At 44.6% G+C, this 11358-nt stretch carries 8 protein-coding genes; 5 read left to right on the forward strand and 3 right to left on the reverse strand.

Annotated features, from left to right (window positions below):
• Nucleotides 1-8: 8 nt before the first annotated feature.
• The 5 genes from AZI86_RS02885 to AZI86_RS02905 are packed head-to-tail and all read left to right on the forward strand — an operon-like array spanning nucleotide 9 to nucleotide 8466.
• Nucleotides 9-1790, forward strand: a complete 1782-nt coding sequence (locus AZI86_RS02885; RefSeq protein WP_061833595.1) for an AMP-dependent synthetase/ligase — start codon at nucleotides 9-11, stop codon at nucleotides 1788-1790.
• Nucleotides 1787-2527, forward strand: a complete 741-nt coding sequence (locus AZI86_RS02890; protein WP_061833596.1) for a formyltransferase family protein — start codon at nucleotides 1787-1789, stop codon at nucleotides 2525-2527. Before AZI86_RS02885 ends, AZI86_RS02890 begins: the two co-directional genes overlap by 4 nt.
• Nucleotides 2524-4926 carry an alpha/beta fold hydrolase gene (locus AZI86_RS02895; RefSeq protein ID WP_061833597.1) on the forward strand — a complete coding sequence of 801 codons (2403 nt, stop codon included), beginning with the start codon at nucleotides 2524-2526 and terminating at the stop codon, nucleotides 4924-4926. The genes AZI86_RS02890 and AZI86_RS02895 overlap by 4 nt, the downstream gene beginning before the upstream one ends.
• Nucleotides 4919-5788, forward strand: coding sequence for a UbiA family prenyltransferase (locus AZI86_RS02900; RefSeq protein ID WP_253715628.1), 870 nt, complete (start codon nucleotides 4919-4921; stop codon nucleotides 5786-5788). Before AZI86_RS02895 ends, AZI86_RS02900 begins: the two co-directional genes overlap by 8 nt.
• Nucleotides 5788-8466, forward strand: a complete 2679-nt coding sequence (locus AZI86_RS02905) for a phosphoenolpyruvate synthase (RefSeq protein ID WP_061833598.1) — start codon at nucleotides 5788-5790, stop codon at nucleotides 8464-8466. Before AZI86_RS02900 ends, AZI86_RS02905 begins: the two co-directional genes overlap by 1 nt.
• On the opposite strand, the gene AZI86_RS02910 is transcribed toward AZI86_RS02905, so the two are convergent.
• Genes AZI86_RS02910 through AZI86_RS02920 form a run of 3 tightly spaced genes read right to left on the reverse strand, consistent with a single transcriptional unit; the run spans nucleotide 8463 to nucleotide 11349 of the window.
• Complete coding sequence (locus AZI86_RS02910) at nucleotides 8463-9560, reverse strand: DUF3419 family protein (protein WP_061833599.1); 1098 nt, start codon at nucleotides 9558-9560, stop codon at nucleotides 8463-8465. The two genes, AZI86_RS02905 and AZI86_RS02910, sit on opposite strands and share 4 nt — an antisense overlap.
• A 26-nt stretch (nucleotides 9561-9586) precedes the next feature.
• Nucleotides 9587-10654 (reverse strand): hypothetical protein, encoded by a 1068-nt coding sequence (locus AZI86_RS02915; RefSeq protein ID WP_061833600.1) that lies wholly within the window; start codon nucleotides 10652-10654, stop codon nucleotides 9587-9589.
• Entirely contained in the window at nucleotides 10654-11349 is a 696-nt protein-coding gene (locus AZI86_RS02920) for an outer membrane lipoprotein-sorting protein (protein ID WP_061833601.1), read from the reverse strand. Before AZI86_RS02920 ends, AZI86_RS02915 begins: the two co-directional genes overlap by 1 nt.
• Between the last annotated feature and the right edge of the window lie 9 nt (nucleotides 11350-11358).

Genomic DNA, 11358 nt, shown 5'->3' on the forward strand with positions numbered 1-11358 from the left:
CCCTCATCATGTCGAAATCCACCACGCTTGGGTCCTCCATCTTAAGTATGCCGGACCGGGACCCGAATCATATTGCCATTAAATTCAAAGTCCGCGACGAATGGAAAGAAAAAAAATGGCAGGACTACTATCACGATATTGAAACCGTTGCCGCAGGTTTGCTGGCATTGGGCATTAAACCTGGCGACCGCATCGCCATTATGGCCAACACTCGTTATGAATGGTCCGTCAGCGATTTAGCTATTTTCGGGATCAAGGCCGTCACTGTAGCCGTCTATCAAAATAACACCGCAGAAGATGTGGAATACATTCTTAACAACAGCGGCGCGCGCATCTTGATATCTGAAACTCGCGGTCCTTTGAAAATATTTGAAGCCGTTCGTAAAGAATGCCCTTTGATTGAAAAATTGATTGTTTTTGATGAGACCTGCCCAAACCCCGAAGCCATCACTTGGAATCAATTGCAAAAAATTGGCGCGGAATATTTAAAAGCTCATCCCACTCAGTTCCGCGAGCTGTGTTCTTCTATCACCCCGGATGACTTTGCGACTTTGCTTTACACTTCAGGAACCACGGGCCGCCCTAAGGGTGTGGTGATGACTCATCGCCAAGCTTACAGTGAAGTTTCTGAGGCTTTTCCTTATGCGGGGGCGAACCCTAAAGATACTTCTTTAAGCTTTCTTCCCTATGCCCATATCCTGGGTCGCATTGAACATTGGGGACATTTATACATCGGCTTTACCATGGCCTATGCCGAAAGCATTGAAAAAGTGCGCGGCAATTTAGCGGACGTACGCCCGACGATCATGGTGGCCGTGCCACGAATTTTTGAAAAAATCTATGCTGCTATTTTAGCGCAGATCCAGACCCAACCTTTAAAACAAAAACTTTTTAGTTGGGCCTTAGACATCGGCCGCAAAGTGGGCGAACACAAAATGAGCGGCCAAGCTTTGCCTTTAGATTTACTTTTACAATATGAAATCGCGCGCAAACTGGTCTTAAGAAAAATCACAGACGCCTTCGGTGGCCGTTTGCGTTTTGCTATCAGTGGTGGCGCCCCGATCCCGAAGGAAATTGCCATCTTTTTTCACTCTGCCGGGATTCTGATTTTAGAAGGTTACGGACTGACAGAGACCACCGCGGCCATCACCGTGAATGTGCCTTATAACTATCGCTTTGGCAGCGTGGGCCGCCCTATCGGCGATGTGCAACTTAAAATCGCCGACGACGGCGAAATCCTTGTGAAAAGCGACAAGGTCATGAAGGAGTACTATAAAAATCCTGAAGCGACTAAGGAAGTTTTTACCGACGGATGGTTTCACACCGGAGATATTGGTGAAATCTTACCAAGTGGAGATTTAAAGATCACTGATCGTAAAAAAGATCTGATTAAGACTGCCGGCGGGAAATACGTAGCTCCGCAGCGTTTAGAGGGTTTGCTAAAACTTTCGCCTTACGTATCGCATGTCCACGTTCACGGAGATCAAAAAAAGTACATCGTGGCCTTGATCACCTTAGATCGTCCTTCGGTGGCGAATTTGGCGAAAGAGCGTGGCGTGCCTTATGAGGACTGGAATAATCTAGTCGCCTCAAGCTTTGTGCAAGATCTTATTCGCAAAGTCGTGGCCGACACCAATTCCCAGTTGGCAAGTTTTGAAAGCATTAAAAAATATCTGGTCTTGCCCCACGAATTTACCGTTGAAAGTGGAGAGTTAACTCCGTCTTTAAAGGTCAAACGCAAAGTCTTGGATCAAAAATTCAAGGCGCAAATTGACGAGCTTTATCAATGAGAACTTGGGTCGTCACCTCCGCCGTGACATTTGTACCCGATAACTATGAGGATCTGATACTTCCCCTAGCCCACGATCCTCACATCGAAGGACTGCTGATTTTAGACAATCGCAGTCCTGATATCATTTTAAAGGCCGTACTTTTAATTGTCTCTTTGGCCGGCCCACGCATGGGTTGGCAGCTTTTAAAAAATTATTTTCGCAGTTCAAGCTTACGAAAAAAAAAATATTATGAACAGGCCCAGAAAAAGGTCCTTATTTTTAAAGACATCAATTCGACCGAATGCCTTGAAGCGCTTCGCACCATCCAACCTGATTTAATATTGAATGCGCGAACTCGGTCCTTTTTTCGTAAAGACATTTTGGCCCTCCCGCGTCTGGGATGCATTAATATCCACCATGGACTTTTACCCGATCAACGAGGTTTGATGTGCGATCTGTGGGCTCATCTTGAAAATACGCCCGCAGGATTCTCCATTCACGTCATGACCTCAAAATTAGATGACGGGGCCATTTTAAATACGACGGAAGTCCCATCTGACAAAAAAAATTATTTAGCGTCGATTCAAGCAGCCGCCCGACTTGAGGCGCAGGCCGCTTCACAAGTACTTGCAAAAATAAATCATGCTGGAAAAATAGAAGGACAAAGCAATCTTAAAACAGAAAAAACGGTTTATCGAAGAAACCCAGGTATTAAAGACTTCTATAAGCTTCGTTTAAGAGGTGTGAAAATATGAAAACCATCTTGGCTCTTCATGGCAACCCCGGACATCCTGAAGATTGGAATCTGCTTAAAAAAATACTTCCTGCAGGTTATGAACTTGTAACGGTGGATCCCCACGACGACACTTGGACAAGTTTGCTGACAAAAACCTCTGATAAAAAAATTCTTCTGGGTCATTCTTGGGGCTGTTACCGCGTTTTAAAGGCTTTAAAGCCTTTTGCCTCTTCCATTGAAAAAGCAATCTTGGTGGCCCCTTATGTTAAACCTGAAAAAAAGATTTCGGGTTTGGCGCAAGCACTTTTGCATCTGCCGGTCATAGGTGACGCTTTGCTAAAAGCCAACCACGCTAAAGCCAAAGATTCTTTTTTCGCGGATCTTATTCATCCTTTAAAGTCTCAAGATGATAGTTATCTAGAGATTGTCAACGGCCGTTTGCAAGAATGGCATTTGTGGAAAAAAACGGCTTTTCAAAAAATGGCCATGCAAGCAAATCCATGGAGCCCCGCGGATGTATCCGCTGTTCCGGTCACCGTGATTTATGGGGCGAAAGATAAAGTCTCTGACCGTAAGGCCCAGGGTGATGTTTTTAAAGCTTATCCAAATAAAACGGAAGTTGAAATTCACGATGCGGGTCATGGCCTGATTTGGTCGCATGCTCGCGAAATCGTCAAAGCCTTGCAAGAGGAGTCTAAGACCATGAATCCTAAAATCGGTTACTTCCCGGGATCTGACGAAAGAAATAACGTCATTAGTTATATGGAAAAACACTTGCGTGAATTCCCTGATCGCATTGCTTTGACGTGGGCGCGTCGTGATTCTTTGCAAGCTTGGGATGGAAATCCCATGACTCCGATTGCGCATGATAAAATCACTTACAAAAATTTTGCCGAAAGAATTAATTCTTTTGCACGTGGACTTTTAGATATCGGTATTCAGAAAGGCGATCGCGTGATCATCTTTTTGCCGATGGCCCTAGATATGTACACGGCGATGTTTGCCGTTCAGCGTATTGGGGCTATTGCCGTGTTCCTAGATTCCTGGGCGCGCAGCCATCACTTAGGGGCTTCGGCCGAATGCGTGGGCCCTAAGGCCATGATCAGTTTTAAAATGGCTTTTGATTTGGTCGATCAAGTTCCTGAATTTAAATCTATGCCGGTCCGTATTCTTTACGGACCAGGGGATAAGTTCACTCATAAATTTGAAGATCTGCTAAAAAAAGATCCTTCCCCCGTGGCGGCCGTGGAAAGTGAATTCACCGCTCTTATCACTTTTACGACGGGCTCAACCGGTAAGCCCAAGGGAGCCAACCGTACTCACCGCTTCTTATCTGCGCAACATCAAGCCCTTTCGCATGTCATTCCCTACACGGAACAAGATAAGGATATGCCGGCGTTCCCGATCTTTAGTTTAAATAACTTAGCGTCGGGTGTAACCACCGTGCTACCGGCTTTAGATTTATCAGCCCCTTCGGACAAAGACCCCGCGTTGCTGGCTTGCCAAATTATCAATGAAAATATCAACTGCACGACATTATCACCCAGCATGCTGGTCGGGCTTTCGCGTTTCTGTAAAGAAAAGGGCCTTCAGCTTTCAAAACTGCGTCGCGTGGTGACCGGTGGCGCCCCCATTTCTAAAGATGACGTTAAAGCGTTTTACGAGATCGCCCCGCAAAGTGATCTGTGGATTCTTTATGGCTCAACCGAAGCCGAACCCATGGCCCACATTGAAGGCCGGGACATGCTTAAAGAAAGCAAAGTCACTGATCCAGAAATCATCGAGGAAGGTGTGAACGTGGGTCATATCAGTGATGATATCGACTTTAAATTCATCCGCATCAAGGATGGTCCGATTTCGTTATCCCAAACAGATTGGGATAAGATCGAGGTTGCCAATGGTGACGTGGGCGAGTTTATTTGCACGGGCGACCACGTTTGTCGCGAATACTATAATAACCCCGAAGCCTTCAAGACGACGAAAATCATGGGCCATGACAACCGAGTGTGGCATCGTACCGGCGACCTTGCCTATATTGATTCTGATAAAAATCTATGGATCGTGGGCCGCGTGAACAATGCCATTGAGCGCGCCGGGAAATATTACTTCCCCGTTCGCGCCGAAGTCTTATTGAAACGCATGGACTTTACTTATCGCTGTGCTTTTTTAGGTATGGATGACGCAAAACTAGGCCAAGCAACTCACGCCGTGGTGGAATTAAAATCAGATATTGATCCAAAATCTTTTGATTTCGTATCCGCCAAAAAAGAAATCCAACGCGTGTTTGAAAAGAATAAGATCCCCGTGGATCATATTCAATTCATAGAAAAAGTTCCTATGGACCCCCGTCATCACTCGAAAGTTGAATATAAAGTCCTGCGTGATCAATTAAAACAACCAGGAGTCGTTATTGGGTAATTGGTGGATCCTCGTTAAAGAACGATTCAGTCCCGCATCCTATATTCCGATGATCGCCGTCTTTACGGCGGTCAACGGGTTGTATTTATCTAAGCAAGCTGAAATGGAATGGAATTGGACTCAGTTCTTTTTGACCTTTATTTTGCTGCTGTCCTTTTTCTTTCGCATGCGTTTGTTTGACGAGATCAAAGACTATGAGGTGGATTTAAAAATCAATCCCACCCGTCCCTTAGCTCGGGGAATTCTTTCGGTGATCCAAGTCAAAAAAGCATTGCTGCTTTTGATTATTTTCGAGTTGATACTTGCGGCCTTTGTCGGTGGGTGGAATAGCTTTATCGTTCACGGTTTAGCTATTGGTTACAGCCTGCTTATGTATGAAGAGTTTTTTATCGGCGATTTTTTACGCCCGCATTTAACGACCTATGCGGTGACGCATACATTTTCTAGTTTTTTGCTTGCGATCTCTGCCGGTGTCGCGATGACGGGTATTTCAATCACTGATTTTCATGCTGACATCTATATTTTCTTTTTAATGAACTGGGCTTTTTTCAATCTTTTTGAATTTGCCCGAAAGACTTTTGCCGTATCAGAAGAACGTCCTGGTGTTCTGAGTTATTCCAATATCTTTGGCCGCACGGGGGCTTGGTTATTATCGACGAGCCAGGCAGCAATCGGGATTATTTTAGTTTCTTCAGCAAAGATAGAGCCCTTGGTGATCGCCGCCTTCGTGCTATACCTTGCGGCCAGCTCCTTGTACCTTATCCAAGGCAACGCCAAAGCTGCCAAAATCTTTAGAAATAGTTCTGCGGCTTACTTGCTAGTTCATTATATAATTGTGATTTACGTGTTGGGAGCATCTTAATGTTAGTTACACCGCACTCCACCCTATTCTTTGCCAAAAATGAAGCCGGTGGTAAAGGCTATAACCTTTACCTGATGTCGCAGGCGGGCCTCCCTATCCCGGAGTGGGTGGTCTTTGGTAAAAGATATTTTCATCTGTTCATGCAAAGTGCAGGCGTGCAAGCAAGCCTGAATAATATTTTAGAAAGCTTACAAGCAGGAAAAATCACTGCCGCTCAATGCGAAAAAGAAATTCACCAGCTCTTTGAATCAACCCCACTGCCACCTCAAGTAGAAGCAAGCTTAAACGAAGCCTTAAATCATCTTGGGCCACAGAATGTATTTTCAGTGCGCTCCTCAGCGGCGGATGAGGACAGCTTGTCCCATTCTTTTGCCGGTCAGCTTTCAAGTTTCTTATATGTGCAAGGGGCCGCAGATATTTTAAAATACATCCGACTGTGCTGGGCCTCTGCTTTTTCAGAGCGCAGCTTGGTCTATCGTTTAGAAAATAAAATTGATCTAAAAAAGATTTCCGTTTCGGTGGTTTTACAAAGAATGATTGATCCGGATAAATCTGGCGTTCTTTTTACTTGCGACCCAGTCGCAAAAAAGACAGATAGCTTTGTCGCCTCTGCCGTTTACGGAGTGGGTGAAGGCTTAGTCTCGGGTGCTTTAGATGCAGACTCTTTCTGGATTGATGCAAAAACCGGCGGTCTTTTAAGACAAGAGGTTGTGGAAAAAACGGAAATGATGAGGCGAGCCAACTCAGGTCACTGCGAACTGCAAAAAGTCGCGGCAGATTTGATCAATGTCCCTGCGCTGAATAGCTCTGAGTTGCACGGCCTCTACAAGCTTGGTCAAAAGCTGAATGAACAATATCATCGTCCGCAAGATATCGAATGGGCCATTGAAAATGGTAAGATTTATCTTTTGCAAACTCGTCCGGTCACAAACCTTGATCAAGATCTGATCGGATACCCGAATCTTTGGGACAATTCGAATATCATTGAATCTTACGGTGGGTTGACGTCGCCTTTAAGTTTTAGCTTCGCCCTTAGAAATTATAAAGCCGTCTATGTGCAATTTTGTGAAGTCTTAGGTGTGCCTAATGAAATCATCAAAGACATGGATTCTTACTTAGGAAACATGCTGGGCAGTTTGAATGGTCGGGTTTATTACAACCTTTTTAATTGGTACAAGCTTGTCGGCGTTCTGCCGGGCTTTAAACAAAACCGAGAATTCATGGAAACCATGATGGGTGTTTCTGAAGCCTTAAGTGATGAAATCGCCAATCGTATTAAACCGCATCCGTCCTGGGACACGCCGGCGGGTCGCATTCGTAAAATCATCACTGGATTTAATTTTATTAAATACCATTTTACCATTCAGTCTGTGGTGGATGATTTCTTAAAAACTTTCCACCGCGACTATGATCGTTTCCGCGCCATGCCCTTAAAACGCTTACGCGGAGATCAGCTGGTGCAAGTTTACCAAGATATGGAAAGAAATATGTTGGGTCGGTGGAAAGCGCCCATCATTAATGACTTTCTATGCATGGTTCACTTTGGACTTTTACGTAAGCTGACTTTGAAATGGCTTTCGCAATTAGATCCAACAATACAAAATGATCTTTTAGCCGGTGAAGGCGGACTTGAAAGTGCGGAGCCTACAAAAGCGTTATTGCGTCTGGCCAACAAGGCTGCACAATATCCGGAACTGCATCGTTTGATTGAAGACGTCGATCCCAAAGATGGGTTGGAAGCCATCAATCAATCGCAATACCAAGAGTTTTACAAATCAGTCTTAGATTACCTAGATCGTTTCGGCTTCCGCTGTATGAGCGAAATGAAGCTTGAAGAGATAGATCTGTTAACGGACCCAAGCTATCTTTTTGTTTGCTTAAAGAATTATCTTAAAGCCGGACAAACTGAAATCCATGATGATTCCCACGAAAAATCTTTGCGCAAACAGGCCGAAGAAAAAGTGGCTGGTCATTTAACCGGAATAAAGAAAAAGATCTATTTCTGGGTCTTAAAACATGCTCGCAAAGCTGTTAAAAACCGCGAGAACACCCGCTTTGCGCGCACACGTATTTACGGTATTGCGCGTACAATCTTCCAAACCATGGGTGAAGATTTAGCTTCACAACAAGCCATCGAACATCCGCGCGATATCTTTTGGCTGACCATCGAAGAAGTTTTTGGTGTCTATAATGGCACCTTGCCTTCGTACAATATGAAAGCACTGGTGACTTTACGTAAATCTGAATACGCAAACTTCACCGAAGAAACTGACCCCCGCATTATGACTCGCGGAGCTGTCTACTGGAACAATGCTTTCATTAAAGAAGTCGAAGCCCCAGCAGCGGACGCCAATGGAGAATGGGATTTAAAAGGTCTGCCCTGCTGCCCAGGTATTTTAGAAGGTACGGTGAAGGTCATCATGAATCCAAGTGATAACTTAGAGCTGAATGGAGAGATTCTGGTAACGGCCAGAACCGATCCAGGATGGGTGCCCTTGTACCCCGCGATTTCAGGTTTGTTAGTTGAGCGCGGCAGTTTATTATCCCATTCAGCCATCGTGGCGCGTGAAATGGGAATTCCGGCTGTTGTCAGCATCCCGGGCCTGACTAAGACACTAAAGAGCGGAATGAAGGTCCGCATCGATGGTAAAGCCGGCACAATCAAGATTATCGGTTAATTTTTCTTAAAAATATGGAACTGGTAAACCCCAGTTCCATCTAAGTTCTGCGCCCACATATTTTTATCTACTAGTTCTTGCCATGATTTTAGATCCATGGCCGTGGGTGCGCGCATAAAAGAGCGGATCACCATCTGACTGCCTGACTTGGTATCAGGATGCAGTCTTTGTAAAATCTGATTGGCCTCTTGCTGAGGCAGATAAGAAATCGTGTCTGACAAAGAGATAAAATCATAGGCATGCTTTGGCAGCTCCTCTAAAAGGTTGCCATGCAAGTACCGAATTTCGGTTTTTGATTTTTTGACCGCTTCTACGACATCTTCATGGGCTTCTAATGGCAGGCCCTCTTCGTAAGCGATTTTTCCTAAAAACAAAATCTGCATAAAATAATTTTTACGCACCAATTGAGTTTTAAAGATACGCTCAAACTCTTCCATAATAAATTGCGAGGGTGGGCGCTGTTCCGTGCGATGATCGGATTTACCGCTGAAATGTCCTTTATAAAGAAATTTATTAAAGACATATTCACTGGCAACAACTCGGATAAAGCTGTTCCAGCGAAGTTTCGGCCAATATTTTTCATAAGCCTCGGCTTGTTCGGCCAAGCTTTGTGTTTCAAAGATTTTCGTAAAATCACACTTTAAATAATCCCTAAATAAAACACCGATCTTTTGAAAGTGCGATTCCCACCGACCTAAAAGAATAAAACCTTTCGGCTTCCATCCCTTCACACGTTCGTTCCAATAAGCCGTTGCTTCGGGCGAAAGTTTTAAGCGACGATACAAGGCCTCGCGATCATCCCCTTCGTTGGGACCCCCTTGCAAAGCCCCGCGGTAACCCATTAAAAATAGATATTCCCCGTAGGAAAGATTCTTCATCGCCTGCAAACGCAGTTCACACAAATAAAGCTGACTGACGGACATATCAATCACATCTAGGTTTTTCGGTTTTTTTGCCAAAAGCGGTAAACAGCGCGCCCCCGAACCAGCGATACTAAAAACCCGATCCACATTGGCAGGCAAAAGCTCCCACTCCACACGCGTGTCTTCGTTGGCCAATGTGTAGTTCAGATCCGAAAAATATTCTTTTGCCATGATGACTCCTGCAATAAAATCAAAAATTAAAATGCCAAATTTCCGGTCAGTTCAACGCGAGCCCCAAAAGCCCAGCCACCGGTGATTTCTTCAAAAACTTGATAAAGGCCCTGCTGACCTTCATAGTTCTGCACAAACCCTAAAACCGTCATATAATCAGTCACGTTGTATCCATAGCTGACATTGGCAAAGACATCTTTTGCCGTATCGTTACGGTAAAACTGCATTTGCAGATCATGGCGGTTGGGATTCCACTGTGTACTTAAATAATAACTAACTTGATTTTCGGTTGTTAACGTTGCGGTGCTTGCTTCAAAAACACTGACCTGAGGAAGCAAAACCCAGTTTCCTAAAAAAAGATCGCACCCTAAGGTCGAAAACCAATGATCCTTTTTTAAAGGTGCACTGACGGCGGTGTCAGTGACCGAACCGACTTCAAATTTAGGCACGGCCTTTTCAAAGGCATAGTTCGCCGAGACCCCATAATAGTTCTTTTTTAAAACCTGCGCGGTGATCGCCGACAATCCAAAGCCTGCGACATCGGCTTTCACCCGCCCGCCGAAGCTCGTATTTTTTTCTAAATTTTCTTTAGGCACCGGAATAGGATAATAATTCGGAGCCACATCCCCGATACCGACAAACTCTAAAGAAAACGTATCAATCGCATAAGACGCCGAAATCCCCGTGGGATGAGTCAGCTGATCCACCAAAGGATCAAAATACAATCGATTGTAACGTCGTCCTGTCCACACATCTAAAGACGGCAACGTCCAGGATTCACTCCAGCGAATGGCCTGACGTCCCACGCGTAAATAAAATGAATCCACTTTAAATTCTAAATACGCTTCTTGAAGGTAGGCTTGAGATTCGGAGCGACGAATGTACTTTTGATCTTCGTTCCCTTCAAGCTCGCCAAAGCCCTCAAGATACAAACCAAACGGGCCCAGATTATAATTTAATTTTGATTTTAAAATAAGTCGGTGGGCCAACTCTTCTTCGGGCCCGCGGATATAATCATAGCGAGCGGCCCCGGTCAGATCCGCTTGTGCAGCCAAGCTGCTTGCTAAAATAAATGCCGCCAACCAAAACCGCACTACTTCATGCTTTCCATATTACGCACGGTAAAGAAAGAACTTGGATAGTCCTTTTTTCCCATTTTCAAAATACGGATATGACTGACTTGTTTATTGGTGTCTTCGATTCGTAATGTCGTCGGACGAACCGCGCCAGCGATATTTTTATAGTCTTCAAAGAAAGCGCGTTTTAAAACTGTTTTACCATTAAGTCCCAAATATTCCGCGCGGATCGGCTGAAAGTTTCCCTTTTTAAGCCACAAATTAATGGCCGCATAAGTTAAATTGTCCTTAGTACCTTTTAAGAAAAGCTGAACTTCATCTTGAGTTTCACCAATTTTAGTCGCCTCATAGTCACCATACCAGCGCGTGCGCGAAATATCGCCGTTGGCCACTTGGCCAGAGAGTTTTTGCGCTAAAGACAAACGCATGGATCTTTTTAAATTCGGAACATAGGCATTAAAATCGCGATCCAGCATCAACATATTGCGACCCTTGTCGCGAGCGGGCTCTTTGGTAACAATCAAAGTTTTATCTTGCCCTTGCAAATAAACTTGAAACACCGAAGTGTTTTCACTGGTTTCAACCTTGATCTGCATTTCAAAAGAATCTGCTGGATTACGAATATCATCGGCCTTTTTCACCCATTCATTGGGGTTGGCAGAAGCCGCGGCATTTGTAAGTATAATCAAAGTTGCAAAAATCAATGCCTTCATGACATCTCC

It is taken from the genome of Bdellovibrio bacteriovorus (genome assembly GCF_001592735.1).
GTDB lineage: Bacteria > Bdellovibrionota > Bdellovibrionia > Bdellovibrionales > Bdellovibrionaceae > Bdellovibrio > Bdellovibrio bacteriovorus_D.

What these genes read in the sequence shown, in the direction of transcription:
- AZI86_RS02885 (WP_061833595.1), top strand. Translation starts at nt 9, where the DNA reads ATGTCGAAATCCACCACGCTTGGGTCCTCCATCTTAAGTATGCCGGAC.
- AZI86_RS02890 (WP_061833596.1), top strand. Translation starts at nt 1,787, where the DNA reads ATGAGAACTTGGGTCGTCACCTCCGCCGTGACATTTGTACCCGATAAC.
- AZI86_RS02895 (WP_061833597.1), top strand. Translation starts at nt 2,524, where the DNA reads ATGAAAACCATCTTGGCTCTTCATGGCAACCCCGGACATCCTGAAGAT.
- AZI86_RS02905 (WP_061833598.1), top strand. Translation starts at nt 5,788, where the DNA reads ATGTTAGTTACACCGCACTCCACCCTATTCTTTGCCAAAAATGAAGCC.
- AZI86_RS02910 (WP_061833599.1), bottom strand. Translation starts at nt 9,560, where the DNA reads ATGGCAAAAGAATATTTTTCGGATCTGAACTACACATTGGCCAACGAA.
- AZI86_RS02920 (WP_061833601.1), bottom strand. Translation starts at nt 11,349, where the DNA reads ATGAAGGCATTGATTTTTGCAACTTTGATTATACTTACAAATGCCGCG.